10 protein-coding genes are annotated in these 16,999 nt (G+C 65.1%); 4 read left to right on the forward strand and 6 right to left on the reverse strand.

Annotated features, from left to right (window positions below):
* Positions 1 to 87: 87 nt before the first annotated feature.
* The gene (locus AB0N03_RS16645; protein WP_364371687.1) at positions 88 to 1,392 is read right to left on the reverse strand and encodes an acetyl-CoA C-acetyltransferase; all 1,305 of its coding nucleotides are present in this window, start codon (positions 1,390 to 1,392) and stop codon (positions 88 to 90) included.
* A 93-nt stretch (positions 1,393 to 1,485) separates the two neighbouring features.
* Between AB0N03_RS16645 and AB0N03_RS16650 the strand changes: the two genes are divergently transcribed.
* A complete protein-coding gene (locus tag AB0N03_RS16650) occupies positions 1,486 to 2,820 on the forward strand; it encodes a 3-oxoacyl-ACP reductase (protein ID WP_364371690.1) in 1,335 nt (444 codons plus the stop codon).
* 2 nt (positions 2,821 to 2,822) lie between these two features.
* Positions 2,823 to 3,665 (forward strand): MaoC/PaaZ C-terminal domain-containing protein, encoded by an 843-nt coding sequence (locus AB0N03_RS16655; protein WP_364372276.1) that lies wholly within the window; start codon positions 2,823 to 2,825, stop codon positions 3,663 to 3,665.
* Here AB0N03_RS16655 and AB0N03_RS16660 read toward each other — a convergent pair.
* The gene (locus tag AB0N03_RS16660; protein ID WP_364371693.1) at positions 3,657 to 4,313 is read right to left on the reverse strand and encodes a TetR/AcrR family transcriptional regulator; all 657 of its coding nucleotides are present in this window, start codon (positions 4,311 to 4,313) and stop codon (positions 3,657 to 3,659) included. The genes AB0N03_RS16655 and AB0N03_RS16660 overlap by 9 nt on opposite strands.
* 126 nt (positions 4,314 to 4,439) lie before the next feature.
* Between AB0N03_RS16660 and AB0N03_RS16665 the strand changes: the two genes are divergently transcribed.
* Both AB0N03_RS16665 and AB0N03_RS16670 read left to right on the forward strand, forming a co-directional pair.
* Positions 4,440 to 5,102: an SCP2 sterol-binding domain-containing protein gene (locus AB0N03_RS16665; protein WP_364371696.1), complete on the forward strand. Its 663-nt coding sequence runs from the start codon at positions 4,440 to 4,442 to the stop codon at positions 5,100 to 5,102.
* 9 nt (positions 5,103 to 5,111) lie between these two features.
* A complete protein-coding gene (locus AB0N03_RS16670) occupies positions 5,112 to 5,723 on the forward strand; it encodes an SCP2 sterol-binding domain-containing protein (RefSeq protein WP_364371699.1) in 612 nt (203 codons plus the stop codon).
* A gap of 49 nt (positions 5,724 to 5,772) precedes the next feature.
* Here AB0N03_RS16670 and AB0N03_RS16675 read toward each other — a convergent pair whose 3' ends face one another.
* The 4 genes from AB0N03_RS16675 to AB0N03_RS16690 are packed head-to-tail and all read right to left on the reverse strand — an operon-like array spanning position 5,773 to position 16,961.
* Positions 5,773 to 7,581: a DUF1998 domain-containing protein gene (locus AB0N03_RS16675; RefSeq protein ID WP_364371702.1), complete on the reverse strand. Its 1,809-nt coding sequence runs from the start codon at positions 7,579 to 7,581 to the stop codon at positions 5,773 to 5,775.
* The gene (locus AB0N03_RS16680; RefSeq protein ID WP_364371705.1) at positions 7,562 to 10,738 is read right to left on the reverse strand and encodes a helicase-related protein; all 3,177 of its coding nucleotides are present in this window, start codon (positions 10,736 to 10,738) and stop codon (positions 7,562 to 7,564) included. The genes AB0N03_RS16675 and AB0N03_RS16680 overlap by 20 nt, the downstream gene beginning before the upstream one ends.
* The gene (locus AB0N03_RS16685) at positions 10,735 to 12,255 is read right to left on the reverse strand and encodes an NERD domain-containing protein (RefSeq protein ID WP_364371708.1); all 1,521 of its coding nucleotides are present in this window, start codon (positions 12,253 to 12,255) and stop codon (positions 10,735 to 10,737) included. The genes AB0N03_RS16680 and AB0N03_RS16685 overlap by 4 nt, the downstream gene beginning before the upstream one ends.
* Positions 12,252 to 16,961, reverse strand: coding sequence for a DEAD/DEAH box helicase family protein (locus AB0N03_RS16690; RefSeq protein ID WP_364371711.1), 4,710 nt, complete (start codon positions 16,959 to 16,961; stop codon positions 12,252 to 12,254). Before AB0N03_RS16690 ends, AB0N03_RS16685 begins: the two co-directional genes overlap by 4 nt.
* Positions 16,962 to 16,999 lie beyond the last annotated feature (38 nt).

Consider the following 16,999-nt stretch of genomic DNA (forward strand, 5'->3'; position numbering starts at 1 on the left):
GCCCCCCCCCACCAACCCCCTAACGCGTTTATGGCCACCTTAAGGAACTTTAAGTTCCTGAAGGTGGCCTTCACGGCTTTTGGGGAGCTACTTCTCCAGGATCGCGGTGACGCCCTGGCCGCCGGCCGCGCAGATCGAGATCAGGCCGCGGCCGGACCCCTTCTCGTGCAGCAGCTTCGCCAGCGTCGCGACGATCCGGCCGCCGGTCGCGGCGAACGGGTGCCCGGCCGCCAGCGACGAGCCGTTGACGTTGAGCTTCGCCCGGTCGATCGCGCCGAGCGGCGTGTCCAGCTCCAGCTTCTCCTTGGCGAACGCCGGGTCCTCCCACGCCTTGAGCGTGGCCAGCACCTGCGACGCGAACGCCTCGTGGATCTCGTAGAAGTCGAAGTCCTGCAGCGAAAGCCCGGCCCGGGCGAGCATCCGCGGCACGGCGTACGCGGGCGCCATCAGCAAGCCCTCCTCGCCGTGGACGTAGTCGACCGCCGCGGTCTGCGAGAACGTCAGGTACGCCAGCACCGGCAGCTTGTGCGCCTTCGCCCACTCGTCGGTGGCGAGCAGGACGGTCGACGCGCCGTCGGTCAGCGGCGTCGAGTTGCCCGCGGTCATCGTGCCGCCGGGGCCGCCGAAGGCCGGCTTGAGCTTGGCGAGCTTCTCCGCGGTCGAGTCCGCGCGCAGGTTCTGGTCGCGCGCGAGCTTGAGGAACGGCGTCACGAGGTCGTCGAAGAACCCGCGGTCGTAGGCGGCGGCGAGGTGCTGGTGGCTGGCGGCGGCCAGCTCGTCCTGCGCCTCGCGCGTGATCTCCCAGATCTTCGCCGTGAGCGCCGCGTGCTCGCCCATCGAGAGGCCGGTGCGCGGCTCCTCGTTGCGCGGGATCGCCGGGACGATGTGCCCCGGGCGGATCTTCGCGACGAGCTTGAGCCGGTCGCCGAGCGTCTTGGCGGCGTTGAGCCGGATGAGGATCTGCCGCAGGTCCTCGTTGACGGCCAGCGGCGCGTCGCTCGTGGTGTCGACGCCGCCGGCGATGGCCGAGTCGAGCTGGCCGAGCGCGATCTTGTTGGCGACGTTGACGATGGCCTGGAGACCGGTGCCGCACGCCATCTGGACGTCGGACGCGGGCGTCGCGGGCGAGAGCTTGCTGCCCAGCACGCTCTCGCGGGCCAGGTTGAAGTCCTTCGAGTGCTTGAGCACGGCGCCGGCGGCGACCTCGCCGATCACCTCGCCCTGCAGTGAGAAGCGGCTGACCAGGCCGTCGAGCGCGGCGGTGAACATGTCCTGGTTCGACGCCTTCGCGTACGGCCCGTTCGACCGCGCGAAGGGGATCCGGTTGCCCCCGATGATCGCGACCTTGCGAACGGCAGGTGCTTGTTTTGAATGTCGCGGTTTCGGCGGCATGAACTCCACCTCTCTGATCGGCTCTCTCACACTGTAACCTACTCGCAAGTAGGTTAGACTGCGACGTGACGCAGACTGCACGGGAGGCATTCGATGGCGGACAGGTACCAGCAGTTCACGAAAACCCCGGTGGGGAAGTTCGTGGTGCCGAAGCTCGGCCTGCCCAACCCCGCCACGCTGCGCCGGTACCAGCCCGGGCAACCCGCCCTCGAGGGTCCCGCACTTCTGGGGGCCGCGCCCGGCAGCCGGCTCGAGAAGACCCTTAAGGATCAACTGGCCGACGCGGGCATCGACGTCGTCACCACTTCGGGCGACCGGCACGCGGCGCTCGTCTTCGACGCCACCGGCGTCACCGATCCTTCGCGCCTGCGCGAGGTCTACGACTTCTTCCACCCGGTGATTCGCAGCGTCGGCCCGTCCGGCCGCGTCGTCGTCCTGGGCACGCCGCCGGAGCAGGTCGAAGGCCGCGAGCGGATCGCTCAGCGCGCTCTCGAGGGCTTCGTGCGCTCCGTCGGTAAGGAGCTGAAGCGCGGCGCGACGGCTCAGCTCGTGTACGTCGCCGAAGGCGCCGAAGAGGCGACAGAGTCGACGCTGCGCTTCCTGCTCTCCGCGAAGTCCGCGTTCGTCGACGCGCAGGTCATCCGGATCGGCGCCGAGGGCAAGACGGCTTCCGCGCCCGCGAGCTGGGAGAAGCCGCTCGACGGCAAGGTCGCGCTGGTCACCGGCGCGTCCCGCGGCATCGGCGCGGCGATCGCCGAGGTGCTGGCCCGCGACGGCGCGCACGTCGTCGCGCTCGACATCCCCGCCCAGGGCGGCGACCTGTCGAAGGTGGCGAACAAGATCGGCGGGTCGTCGCTGCAGCTCGACATCACTTCGCCGAGCGCGCCCGCGAAGCTCGCGGAGTACCTGAAGGAGCGTCACGGCGGCGTCGACGTCATCGTGCACAACGCGGGCATCACGCGCGACAAGACGCTGGGCAACATGAGCGAAAGCGCGTGGGACTCGGTGATCGCGGTGAACTTGGCGTCGCAGCTCGCGGTGAACGACAAGCTGCTCGGCGACCGCGTGCTGAACGAGAACGGGCGGATCATCGGCGTCTCGTCGATCGCGGGCATCGCGGGGAACGTCGGCCAGGCGAACTACGCGACGTCGAAGGCGGGCGTGATCGGCATGGTGAACGTCGGCGCGCCGCAGCTCGCGGCGTACGGCGGCACGATCAACGCCGTCGCGCCGGGGTTCATCGAGACGAAGATGACGGCGGCGGTCCCGCTGTTCATCCGCGAGGCCGGGCGGCGGCTGTCCAGCCTCGGCCAGGGCGGCCTGCCGGTCGACGTCGCCGAGACGATCGCCTGGTACGCGAACCCGGCGTCGGCCGCGGTGAACGGCAACGTGGTCCGCGTCTGCGGCCAGGCCCTGCTGGGGGCGTGACGGTGGCGATCCGCGAACTGGACAGCACGCCGAGCCTGGCGACGCTGTACCCGAAGGCCTTGCTCGGCGGCGTTCTCCGGAAGCCGTCGGGTTCTTCGCTGCCGGACACGGAGCTGGTGCGCACCGGCGTCGTCGTCGACCCGGCGCACCTGGCGGCGTACAACACGGTGTGCGGCTTCCGGCTGAGCGACGAGCTGCCGGCGACGTACCCGCACATGCTGGCGTTTCCGCTGCAGATGGCGCTGATGACCGAGCCGGGGTTCCCGTTCCCGCTGCTCGGCATGGTGCACGTGACGAACCGGATCACCCAGCACCGCGCGCTGCGCCTGGGCGAGCCACTGACGATCCGGGTGCGCGCGGAGAACCTGCGCGCGCACGAGAAGGGCCGTCAGTTCGACGTCGTCAGCGAAGCTTGGGCCGGGGACGATCTGGTGTGGGTCGACGTGAGCACGTACCTGCGTCGCGGCGGCTCTTCAGGCGCTTCTTCGCGGCGGGACCAGCTGGCCCCGCCGACTCCGGACGCGATCTGGCGAGTGCCGGGCGACATCGGCCGTCGCTACGCGGAGGTGTCCGGGGATCGCAACCCGATCCACCTGCACCCGCTGACGGCTCGCCTGTTCGGCTTCCCGCGCGCGATCGCCCACGGGATGTGGACGAAGGCTCACGCCCTGGCGGCGTTCGAGGGTCGGCTGCCCTCGGCGTTCACGGTGGACGTCCGCTTCAAGCAGCCGGTGCTGCTGCCGGCCAAGGCGGCGTTCACTTCGTGGGCCACGCCGGAGGGCTGGGCGTTCGAGCTGTGGAGCGGCTCGAAGCCGCACCTGGAAGGCGCGGTCAGCTCACTCTGACGGTTTCCAGACCTGGCCCTCGATGAGGTCGTTGAAGCCGAGCCAGACGAGGTTCATCAGCCACGAGGCGAGCACGCCGTCGGAGATGTCGGGGTGGTCGAGGGCCCAGTCGGCCAGCGACTCGGCCGCCCCGACCAGGGCCGCGGACAGGCCTTCGCCGGAGAACTCGGCTTGCTCGCCGACGCCCTTGCGGGTGCCGGCGGACACGACGAGCGCCGCGACCAGCTGGATCGCGCGCGCCCGCATGTCGGTGATCTCGGCGGCGAACGCGCCGCCGACGGTGAGCGCCTGGCGGTGCAGGACCGTCCACGACTCGCGGTACTCGGCGACGAAGCGGTAGAACGACCGCAGACCGTGCCAGAGCTGCATGTCCGGCGGCAGGTCGGGCTTCACGCCGGCCTGGATGGCTTCCAGTAGTCGCGTCGCCTCGCGGCGGATGCACGCGCCGAAGAGGTCCTCCTTCGAGCCGAGGTAGGTGTAGATCATCGGCTTCGAGACCCCGGCGACGTCGGAGATCTCGTCCATCGAGGCCGCGTGGTAGCCGTGGCGCGAGAAAACCTGGACGGCCGCGTCCAAGATCTGCCGCTCGCGAACGGCGCGCGGCAGCCGCCGAGCCCGTTCGGGCGGACGCTGATCATCCTCTGACACGCTGGACCTCCCTGTTGCTGCCCGGAGACGGTACCGGGCGCTGCCCCGGGAGGGTGATTTCGGCACGCTTGCCCGCCTACCTACTGGCGGGTAGCCTACGGGTGAGTAACTTGAGAGGGAGTGACCATGGCCGACAACGCCGGGATGACCAGCGCAGATCAGGTCGCGGAGCTCCGTGGGGCGGCGCTGCTGAACGCGCTGGAGCGGCTCGACCCGCTGAGCCCCGAGGCGCACGCCCTCGACGTCAACGCCCTCGCCGACGCGGTCAACCCCCGCGATCTCGGCAAGGACGACTTCCGCCGTTTTCTGAAGGCGCTGCTGACGCTGGCCTCGCGCGCTCCGGCGTTTGACTTGAGCAAGGTTGACCCTGCGCGCTTCGCGTCCCTGGTGTCGTCGGCGTCCCGCGCGCAGCTCGAGAGCGTCGTCGCGGAGCGGCCCCTGCGAGAGCGGGTATTGGACGAGATCTTCGCCCGCATGGGCGCGCACATCAGGTCCGACAGGGCTCGTGACCTGCACGCGGTGGTCCACTGGCGCCTGTCGGGTGGAGTAGGTGAAGGCGGCTACGACCGCTACGAGACGGTGATTTCGCACGGCTCGTGCACGGTCACCCGGGACGTGCGCTCGTCCCCTCGGGTCACGATCACGATCGCGCCCGCGGACTTCTTCCGCCTGATCACCCACCAGTCGACGCCGGCGGTGTTGTTCGTCACGGGAAGAATCAAGGTCAAGGGCGATTTGGCCTTCGCGGCGGGCCTGATCGGATTCTTCGACCTCCCCCACCCCGTATAGTTCGTCGCCGTGCCCCGAAAAGCGAAGTGGCGCCTTTCCCGGCCCCGCGGTGTTCGTGCCGGCCACGCGGTCAACGCGTTCGCGGACAAGCTGGTCCTCGCCAACCTGACGGCCGCGCAGTTCATCCAGGTCTTGGAAACCCTGCACATGCTGGGCTCCGCGGGAGCGGGAATCGAGCTGAGCTCCCTGTCGACGGACGTCCTGGTGGACGTGGTCAAGCGCTGTTCCCGCGACCAGCTGAAGGCCATCGCGGACCACCCGGAGTTGCGTTCGGTGTTCCTCGACGAGATCTTCCGCCGAATGTCGGAGCATTTCCTCCCGGAGCACGCGCGCCATGTGGACTTCGTGGTTTCGTGGCGCTTTTCCGACGGCTCTGGCGAAGATGGATTCGACCGTTTCCAGACGGTGATCGAGGACGGAGTGTGCGTTTCTTCAACGGACCTGTCCCGCACCCCGGACACGACGATCACCCTGTCGGTGGACGACTTCATCCGGATGGCCACGGGCAACGCAGCAGTGGCGGCGATGTTCGTGACGGGCCGGGTGAAGGTGAAGGGCGAGTACGCGCCTGCGGTGCGGTTCTCCAGCTACTTCGACATCCCCAAGCCGACCGGGGACTAGCTGTAGCCAGCATTTGCGAACAGCGCCGTCGCGGTGTCCTCGATCGAGGTCATCCGCTGTCCGTGCGCCGCACCTCGTCAAGTACATGGTCCAAAAGTCCGGGCACGGTCCCACCGCCGAGGACCAGCTGGCGGTCCAAGAGACGGTTTCCGGTCTCACATGAAGTCTCACTGACGAGTGCGCAGCCGTGGCAGGCGGACAGGTTGAGGTTCGAAGAACCTTGGCGATCGCTCTCGATGCACACCGGATCGTTCGAACAGACATCCGCGTCGCCCAAGGCAGCCAGCAGCAGAGGAATGAGCTTATCGGGATGTCCGAGCCGGACGAGGCCGCCGAGAGTTCCCTGCGCGTCGCCAGCCGCTGTGTAGATCAAAATGCCGGCGGTGCGATCAGGACGCTCAGAGTGCGCGTAGATGCGCTCTTGGAGCGAAGCCGATGAGTAACCGCTGGCGAAGGCCAGCCGACGGACGAGAAGGTGAGCGATGGTGTGCAACGCGATGAAACGCGGCTCCGGCACGGCGAGGCGGTGAGCCCATGGACTGGAGTTCCACCGATCCACCAGGATCTCGGCACGCGCGCGGACTTCCGGCAGGCTTTCCCACTCGGACAACCGGTCCTCGTTGAATTGGAGAAAGATTCCTTCGCCGAACATCTCGATGGCCGGGTAGATCGGCTTTCGCTTGCTGTCGATACCCAAGCCGGCTTTGATGAACTCGGCGTCGGCGTTGTGCCGCCGGAAGCCGCGAAGTGCCCGAACCTCGCGGACGCGGCGCACCTGGCCGATTCCTGTCAACCTGCTCGTCAATGCCGAGGGCTGGCGACTCTCGGCGGACACCTGCCAACCGTCGACCACGAAGTCGCCAACGCTGTGATCCCGACCGCCATCGAGCTTCTTGCAGAAGGCTGCCCACTCGCCGTCTTTAAGGCCGAGAAGGGAAGGTTCCTCAGCAGCGTCTCCGCCAGCCGCGAGTGTGAGCACGTCCGCAGCTGTAACCCCGACCTCGTCGGCAATCCATCCGGCCACCATCTCGGCCTGGGGGCCGCCATTGTCGGCGACCACCTTCTCGAAGTACACGTGATTGCGGATTTCTTCCGCTTGCTCGGCCGACCGGGGAATATCTTCGGGAATGTCGAGGGCCGACAGATGTTCGGCGATGTAGTTTCCGGTGGCGCCCCGCTGAACGGCGCTGAGCTGATGATCGCACACCTTGTCGCTAGTCGGCTCCTGCCAAGGCTGACAACCAGTACAGCGAATCCCGTCGCGGTTCAGTGAATTCTTACCCACCAGCTCGGAGAGCGGCCGACTGCGCCGGCACCCCGCACAGTGGACGTTGAGCGACGCAAGGCCCTCGCCGCGCTGGGACGATCGCACGAACTTAAGTTCCTTGTAAGAACGACAAAAACGCACGGAGTCGGTGACGTCCCCACTGCTGCCCCGATGCGTCCACTTGAACCAGGGCACGTCCTGAATGTGGCTGCCTTTCTCGCAGACGGCGACGTAGCGCATCGGAACGAGCCTTCCGCCGCATTCGCACCTGTTGACCCAGCGACCCTTGTTCCTGCCCGTGATCTGGGATAATCGTGTGCATTGCTCGCAGAACCGCCACGCGGGAAAGCGCCAGTAGAGCAGGTGCGCTGTTTCCTTGGCGGCGCGCCCGGCGTGTGCGGGCGCCTGTCGAAGGACGCCCGGCCCCAGCCGGGCGAGAAGCCGATCACAGCTGATCTCGGTCGCGTACTTGCGGTCCCACCAGGAGGTGTCGGCCGCGATCAGAGATTCGCCCAGCACATCAACGATGGCTCCCACGCCGAAAGGCGTGATCGTCTCCGAAAGACGTAGATCATGCACGACGGGTTCCACCGTTGCCACCTTCCAGCGGTTCGCGTACGCGGATCGCGACGTTCGGCTCGACCGACCTCATCGAATCTGCAACGAGCCACCCCGGACCACTCTGGCCGAAGCGTTTGAGCAGCGCATCGTCTTCCTGCTTCCGGCGGTCGTACACCAGTACGCCACAGGCCTCGCGGGCGATCTTCGCACGGCGGTCCCATTCGCGCAGGAGCCGCCACACCTCTTCCTTGGTCTCTTCCGCTTCGACTCCGTCCGAGCGATTCACCAAGTCTAGGAAGCGCGTCAAAAGCTTTTCGATCGAGCCTTGTATGCGATCGTCGTCGAGGTCAAGGTGCGACGCGCCGTCGTTCGCGGCAAGAATCGGAAATGAATGCCGCAGTAAGGCGACCAATGCACCGGCCAAGGAACGCGTTCGAGAGGACAACGACCACGGGGTCACGCTCGTCGGTTCGACGTTGCGGTACAGGGCTTCGTGATACGAACGGAAGCTTTCGAAGTGCGAGCGATCACGGGCCCGATTGGACCGGAACAGTGTGGTGACCACGCCGTTGTTCCGGCCACGTCCCACCCTGCTCGTCGCCTGAATGTACTCGGCGGTCGTCTTGGGCTGCCCCACCATCAGCATCAGAGCCAGTCGGGGAATGTCGATCCCGACCGAGAGCATGTTCGACGAAAGCACGACGTCGATCGCCTCTGGCGAATCGTCGATGCTTCGTCCCAGCTCGCGAAGGTCATTGGGAAGTTCATCCGGCCCTCGTCGACTGGTGAGCTCCAGGATCCGCTCGGCGCGAACCTGCCGCAACGGTACCCTCAGCCGCTCCGAGCGCGGTTCAAGACGACCGTTGACGTCGTCGACCACCAGCGTCCCCGTGCGACCGAGTTCACGGAGACTGTTGTGATACATCACCAGCGTCCAGTAGGAGTCTCTCGAGGTGGACGTGGTCGAGCCCGCGGCGAGCACCTCCGGTATTTCGACCAGGGGGGCTGTCGCGGCGACGACCGCGGACACCTGCGAGATCGACTGGGGCATCAGCCCGACGTAGAGACGGCCTTCACCGTTTTCTACCGGACGCGAGAAGAAGGTCCGGTCGCCGTGCAGACCCGCCGGCGGGTACAGAGCCACGTCTCGTCCGTACAGACCTCGAACCTGTTCGTCCGAGGCACGAATCGTGGCGGTCGACGCGACGATTTTGGGAGCCCGACCGCCATGGCTCAGGAGCACCTGGATGACGGCGTCGAAGACAGCGACGGTCGTGCCAAGCGGACCCGATAGCAGATGCAGCTCATCTTGGATGATCAGCGACGGTTGCCGAAACGGCGTGCCGAGTCCGAGCAACTTGCCAGCCTCGGGAAGAAACTGCAGGCGCGCGAACTTGTCGACGGTCGCCAGGAGAATTGTCGGCGGTTCGTCGTAGAGGACGTCATCGACTACGGCCACGGGGAGCTCACTGTGGAACTCGCATTTCGCCTGAGTGCAGTGGATGACTACGTCATGGCCGACGTCGCGGAAGCCGTAGCCAGCCAGGTTGATGGACCTTGTTCGCGGTAGAAGCGGCGCGCCACACCACGGACAGCTCTCGATCTGGAACTGGTTCGCTTCCTCGGGGCGTGCTGCTCTGTGTAGACGTTCAAGCGCTGCCTTCGCGTCTACCCGGGTGCGAGGAGTGACCTCGTTCCCCACCCAGAGTCCGATGGAGAACGGTGCCATCCCTTTCGCTCGCTGGTCCTTTTTCCGAAGCAGCTCCATGGCACATATGAGTGTGGCCGCGCGCTGGAACTGTTGGGAGGTCAGCAGGCGAAGGGTATATCGCGTGATCACGGCGGTGCCCGCCCCGGAGACGCCGTGGGTGATGCGGCGCCGGAAGATCTCCACGGCCGCCAGGCCGAGGTAGGCCTCGGTCTTGCCGCCGCCGGTTGGAAACCAGATCAAGTCGACGAGTTCACGGTCACCGTGTGTTTCGTCGACTGTCGATGCCATGGCCACCAGCAGGAGACCGAGCTGGAACGGACGCCACCGGGGCTCCTCGACGAGCATCGGATCGATGCCGCTCTTGATCGCGGTCTGACGGATTTGGAGCTGCATGGCGGTCATGCCAAGTGCGAAGGCGGTTCTCAACGAGTCTTGCCCAGGCGCGCGAAGGAGTTCGACGCCTGCTCTCATCCGGTGCAAGGCAGTACCCGCCCGATCGGTGATGGAGCGCGCGATCGGCGCATCGGCTCCGAAGCCGTCGACACAGTCGGTCTGCTCGGTGACCCATTGGGAGAATGCGTCGACGAAAGCGTCCAGCATCGAAGTCACGCGGCTGGTCTCCGTGTCGATACGTGACAGGTTGTCGAGGAGGAGTGCTGCCGATTCTACGGATTCGGGATTGAGTCCGGTCGTCTCTACAGCGGGCACGACGAAGGCAGGCACCGGTTGGAGGAAGATCCGCGTACAAATCCCGTCGGTAAGGTCCCAGTCCGCCGCCATGCCGTGGCCGACCGCGTAAATCTTGTTGTCTCGGTACCGGAGCCGTAACTCAGCGGATTCAGGGTCGGAGTCGAACGCGTTGGTCCTGTCGTACTCCAGGATTCGGCCACCGAGTGCGGGGGTCACCCCGAGAGCTACCTGGAAGAGCGTCAGGTCGATGTCGCGGCGGTCCTCCTCGGTCGAAGCGGCCAACACACGAGCGTGCACTGTCACGAGGTGAGCGTCCCCGTAGGTACGCCACCTCGATCCGATCTCGATCGGAACCTCGCCCGCCTTGAGGACATGCGGGGGATGGTCCTGTGCGAGTTCGAGCCCCTCGAACCGGAAGGGGGCACGCTGCCAACGTGGCGGACCTTCGTCGCTGATCGACCGGTAGGTCCCACCGGAGAAGTCGCACGACACGCTCGGCTTGTCGGTGACGAAGGAAATCGCGACCGACGACGGCCGCCAGTCCTCGGCCAGCGGGACGCTCGCGCCGGCCTCCTCCACATCACCCGCAACAACGTCCGCCTCCACCTGCGCACCTTCTCCGGCGGCGTCTGGTCCCGGAGGCGCCGATGCTGCGGGAAACAGTATTCCCACGGCGTACTGACGGTCGGGCAAGTTGAAAAGAACTTCCTTCTCACCGCAATCAGGGCCGGTGTACGCCGTCCGGAGGTGACCCAGTGCAACCTCCTGAATCCGGGTGAGGGTCATTTCTTCTCCAACTGTCGTCGGACCAGGTGCTGGATGCGTCGTTTGTCATCGCGGGTGAGTACCACGTCCAAGGAAACTCGTGCGCGCGTCACGGCGACGTAGAAGGCTGCGGTCGCCGCTTCGTCGAACCGCTCGGGAAGCTCACAGACGATCACGTGATCTGCCTCGAGGCCCTTGGCGTACTTGGGGCTGGTCACGGTGAAACCACGCTTCGTCTTCTCAGGCGGTGCGCTCGAGGTCGTGCAGATGATCCAGATGTCGTCGGCACGGACGCCGTCGGCAGTCAATCCCTCCGCCACGGATTCGGCCTTGGCCAGACTGTGTTCTTCTTCGGTCGTCTGCCATCGGACCTTTTCACCGTGGACGATGCCCGGATCTCCCACATCCGCTCCGACGTACTCTTGGACCATGTGCACGATCGCCCGGGTGTTTCGGACGTTGAGGGCCAGATCGACTGAAAGCGCCTCGGAGACAACGATCTCCAGAACATCGGGGTCGAAGTGCCCGTCCACATGCGCCTGGTTGTTCATATCGAGGAACATCCGCCACCGCCCCGTGTCCCTGCCGCCGACGACCACTCCGTCGATCCTGTCCATACCAGCCGCCGTCATCAGGTCTTGTGCCTCGTCGATGAAGACGACGTCATAGGCTTTGGCGGGTTCCAGCAGGTCGAAGGGGAGTAAATCGATCTCGCGACCGAGCACGTGAGGTGAGAAGAAGCTGCGGAGCGCAGGCGAGCGAAATGTTATCAGGACGGATCTCCCCTGGTCCGCCTCCTGCTTGGCCGCCTCGACGAGAACCAGTGACTTACCTGTACCGGCGCCGCCGTAGATCAGCACCCGAGGATTCCGCGCCAGAGACGCGAGCACCCTAGCCTGGCCCGCCGTGGCGCGGTTCTGCTCCTCGATCACCGCACCGCGCTGTGCGTCGATCACCGGCATGCGGGTGAAGTGCCCGAACAGGCGCGTCCGCAGGTCTTCGATTCTTGCCAGCTTACGGTCCGTCGGCGGCTTCTGTGCGTTGTCCGCAATCTTGTCGAGAGCGTTGGTCAACCTCCCGATACTCATGTGATCACGCGCCAGCCAGTTGCTCGGCTGCCACTCGATCGAGTGCGGAGGGTCATCGATGTCCGGAGTGATCACGACGGCCTCGTGTGCGAACCAGCCGACCCCTTCTTCGCGGAAGATTTTCCGAAGGGCATACATCGCCGACTGCGCTTGTTCCATCGGCGAGGTGGCCAGTTTGTGCCAGTCACCCCGTCGGTCGATGCTGTACCAGACGCCGTCGTGTTTCCTCACGCCGCCGCCCTTGACCTCGATGACGATGACGACTTTTTTCCACAGCACGACAAAGTCCGCTTCGGCCTGCTGTTTGTATGCGTGGGACCGCAATTTCACCGAATGGAAGGCAACTGCGTCGGCGTCCCCCTCGATCTCCCGCAGGAGGCGGGCTGCACGGCGTTCCGCGTCGCTGGTCGCATTCTTTTCTATGTCGGTCAGGTCCGGAACGAGGATCACGCGTGCTGCTCCTGCCAAAGGTCTTCGTACTTACGATAACCGAGCCAATCGTTGAAGGTTCCGAAGTTGTCTGCCATGTCTACGATCAGACACTCTTCTTTTCCTCCGTTGTCGGGTCCACGGAGGCCGCGTCCGGCCATCTGGATGTAGGCGTTCGGACTGAAAGTGGGGCGAGCAATGTAGAGGGCGCGGACACCGGGGGCGTCGAACCCCTGGGCCAGCAGATCACAGTTCGCGAGAACGCGGATCTCGTTCCTCTTGAACTTCTCGATGACTTCTCGGCGTTCCTGTCTGCCGGTCTGCCCGCTCACGGCGGCCGCCGCGACGTTTCGATAGCGCAATGTCGCGGCGAGCACCTGGGCTGAAAGGACGTTCGGGGTGAAGACGAGCACCGGCCAGCTCGGATCCAGGCTCATGATGTGGTTGACGAGCGTCGACATACGTGCGAGGTCGGCGCCGACGCGGTCCATGACACGTGCCGGAACCCGGCGTTGCCGCTCTGCCTCGGCCGCCTCGTCCGGCTGGAGGACGACGTCGATGCCCGAAAGCACCTCGTGCTGAACCCTTGCCAAGACACCGGTTTCCGTGAGATGCCGGTAGGCGTTGGCCGAGTCGAAGATATCGATCTTACGGATGCCGAATCGGCTCGCGAGCGCTGCGGTCGCAGATTCGGACGTACCTTTGAAAGGCGTCGCAGACAGCCCGACGAGGGGACGTTCCCAACCGCGGCCAGCAATGCCCAACCAGGTCAGAATTCGAGTGTACCGTTCAGAACCGCCTGCTCGGTGCCCTTCATCGACGATCACCGCAGCCGCGTTCCTCAGCCAACCGTACTCGGGATTCTCGAGGACGATGTCGAGCTTGGCATCCGTCGCGACCACGACAGAGAATTCCGTATCCGGTTCGTGCACTGTGTTGTTTTCCCACAGTCGGCCTACCGTCAGCGGGCGCTCGTCTCCGAGGCCACGCCAGACGGTGCTCCAGGTTTGGACTGCCTGTTCGCAGAGTTCTTGCGACTGTGCTATCCACAGGACCGGCCCGCGCAGGCCGCCGTCGATGAAGAGCCGGAGGACCGTTTCGGCCGCCACGCGTGTCTTGCCCGATCCAGTCGGAAGCTCGACCATTGCCTTGAGGTGACGACCATTCGCCTCACGAAGTGTGAGGACGTCCTTCAGGCGGCTACTGATCTTCTGCTGGAACGGGTGAAGAGCATTGAGCTTTACGGCACCCGGGACGACAAATTCTTCCTCCTGGTGCCGCGTGCGTCGGCCAGCATATTCACTTCCGAAACCCATCTGCCGCAACCACGAGATGGTCGAGGCGCCTCCCGTCCACTGTGTAGGTACATCGACGAAGCCTTCTTGTCGGAACTGGTCGGCGAGCAATTTGATCGAGTCGGAGCCGAAAACCCTCAGGAGCAGTTCGGCGACCGAGGTGTTGTCATCCACCAGACCCTGACCTTCGAGCGCTTGCCAAAGTCCCTTGGGCAGTGCGTCGCGCAGGTCGTCTGGACCGAAGTAGACCTCCAGCCGTTCGGCGTCGGTGGACGCGGCCTTCGCTTCTTGGCGAAGCGCCTGGAGCCGCTGGTCAAGCGCAGCCTTACGGACGTTCTCAAGTTCGGCGTTCGTGAGGCAGAGGCCGAAGGCCTCGTTGACGACGGCGAGGAGGCGGCGCTCGTCGGCGTCACTGAGTACCAGTAAATTGGGCCCATCGCGGTGCCACTCGAGCGACTGGTCCTCGACGCCATTCTCGGTGGTTACCCGCTTGACCAAGCGAAGCGCCCGTGCAATCGTTGCGTTTCGCACTGCGTCGGCGGCTGGCGTGGCCCGCAGCCCACTGAAGATGTCAACGACGCGCTCGCTCTCTTGTTCCCCTTCGATCACCATCGAGAACGCAAAGCTGTCTTCGAATCGGCGGCAGCCGACGGAAGTTGTGAGATCGACGACCGTATCTTCCGTTACCCGAAGATACGGTCGCTGACGGGAGTACAGGAATTCTTCCTGCTCGTCAGTTGTGGCGAGGTACACGGATGCCGGTGGACGTGCTTCGACCGCGCGCTTCACCCGAGCCGGGATGGTCACGGGACGACTGTCGGGGTACGCGACGCGGCATGCGGTGGTGATGAACTCGACGAGCACGGCGTTGTCGAGAGTGGGTGGGAACAGCTCTGCTTCGAGTGCGTTACGGAGCATCGGAGCCGGTACGGCGTCCAAGGCGTCAGGGAGACCCAGTGCCTCAGCGGCTGGGCGAGGTCCGCGGAAAAGTGGCAAAAGGTATTTGTACTTGAGCATTGACGGAGCGACGACCTCGGCAGGAAGACGGAATCCGTGATCGGTGTCCAGCAGGCCGGCGCGGTCCACTGCCCAGCGAACGGGCGACTGCATCCGGTGGGACGTGCCCGTGTCCAGATCTTCGCACGTCCAGTCCGAGTCCCCGCCTTGGAGCAATCCGACGGTCCAGTTCGCGCGTGTCCGGTCGGATGCCTCGGCATCCCGCAGCAGGAACAGCACGGAAAACGGGCCGGGGCCCTCGCCCGGGTACAACTCCACTCGCTCGACCGGACGCTGACCGGGACCTTGTTGCGCGTTGAGCGTGGCCAGGACCCACTCGCGGTACTGCCCGAAACGGGGCTCGTCCTCCGACGAGTACCTGCTGACGGGGCTGTGCACGACACCGAGCCGGTGCGCCACCGAGGGCAGGCAACGCTCGTGATCCAGAGTCTTGGCCGCCAGCTCGTCACCTAGGGGTTCGTCGAGATCGAAAACCTGTGTCGGCCACGCCCAGCCGCCGTCCGCGGTCGGAACCTTGACCGTGGTCGTGTGATCGGCCAGGACCTTTACCGCCTGCGCCATCGGGACCCCGAGCACAGCATCCCAAACCTTGGAGAGTTGTTCGTCATCAGGATTGGCCGACAGCTTCGCCAGGCGGGCATTCAGAATCGCGAGAGGGTCCAAGTCGCGGAATCTGAATTCTCTGAGGATCTTGTCCACTTCGGGCTGAGCGAGGTAATCGGGAGCGACGAAGACGGCATTTTCGATCGCTATGTCGTCTTCCTGGTTCAGAAAGACGGTGTTCCTGTCCCGCAGCGTGCGGATGCCGTTGGTGGTCGGGATCACTCTGGCCTGATCGACATCGGGTAGGTTCCGGTGGGCGTACACGAACTCGAGGGCACGGGCAGAAGACGCGACGTCGTCGCCGTCGGCCCACTCCCGAAGCCAGGAGAGCAGTCCACGCTTGGGCACAGCCTCCAGGGTCCGTTTGTCATCCCTGTCGCTGCCGAGGAGACTTTGGGATACCGATGCCAGGAACAGTTGGCGCAGTCGTGTGGTTCGCTGCGATGACGTGTAACAACGCCAGTGCGGAACGTCATCGGCCGTATTCGGTGAATTGATCCACGCTTGATGATCGTCCGCTTCGACGTTGGCGACGGTGAGGTCCAGGGGCCGCAGCCTCGCGGCGCGTGTCATTGCTCCTGTCGCGTCGGGAACAAGATCGGCATTTGCAGACAGCTGCGGCACGTGTGCACAGAGCAGCTCGTCGCCGAATGAGAGCGCTTCCCGGCCTCGTGCAGGCATGTAGTCGAGGTGTGCGGCGGGGTCGTCGGACGTGCTCACCTGCGGCAGCAGACCGACGAACATTTCCGAGAGAGTCTTGAGCATCTCCCGGTTGTAGTCGTTCCTGAGCAGCGTGGTCCGGTCGTCGTTGACACTCCACGGCGCGTTGAACAGGGCCGAGGCCGACGTTTGGTCCTTCAGGGGGAAGTAAGACCAGAATTGTCCGATCCGCTGCCGTGCGTGACGTCGTGGGACTGCGACAGTTACTTTGACCCTTTCACGCGAGACTGCTTCGCCGACCTGCCTCCGGGCTTCGGCCGACGGCGAGTGCATCCGGCTCTCGACAATCCACTCGTCGCCGCTCCCGTCAGGTCGCTCGATCTTCAGGACCCCGTTTCCGAAATCCCGGGAGACGTGGGTCGTCTCGAACGGCTCGGTGCCGAGGACTCGAAGCTTGACCTCTCGGATGGCGCCGACGAAGAGCAGGAATTCCGAAGGAAACAGCTCGATCTCGTGACGGAGCCGGGTGAGGCCGGATGCCCGGGGAAGTTTGACAACCGTGGTCGCCCAATCGGCGAGCTCGGCGAGGATTGGATCGCCAGCAAATGCGGCCACGGCGTCTGACACCGTTGCGGTCCGTAGGATCGGACGGCGTTTCGCAGCGGGCTCGATCCCGGCGAGTGCTACACGGGCCTGTGGCGAGTTGAATTCGAATGACACCGACCGACTGAAGACCTGGGGGGCGTCCGAAACGGCGAGAACGGACTTGAAGCCAAGTCCGAAGCGACCGATTTCGTCGCCTCGCTTGCCGCTCAGGTGAGCGTGTGTGATCGCGGTGATCCCGCTCCGAGAGAACGGACGTCCGGTGTTGGCACAGTAGAGCGTCTGGTTCGTCATGTCGAGGACGATTTCGACTCGGCCCGTGAGGTTTCCTTCGCGGTCGGCTCCGGACATGGCGTCTGCGCCGTTCTGGACGAGCTCGAGCAGTGTCCGCTCCGAGTAGCCGCCGACCCGGATCGATTCCTCATGATTCGCGTGCTCCGAGAGGAGGTTCGAGTTCTTGTTGTACACCGCGATGGCGACATCGAACTGGTTCATAACCGCCTGGACCAGCGAGTGGTCCGGCTGCCAAGAGTGCGGATCTATCACCATTGATTCCCGCTCCTCGTGCTTGACATCGGCTTCTCGGT

This window comes from Amycolatopsis sp. NPDC051061, assembly GCF_040682935.1.
In the GTDB taxonomy this organism is placed as follows: domain Bacteria; phylum Actinomycetota; class Actinomycetes; order Mycobacteriales; family Pseudonocardiaceae; genus Amycolatopsis.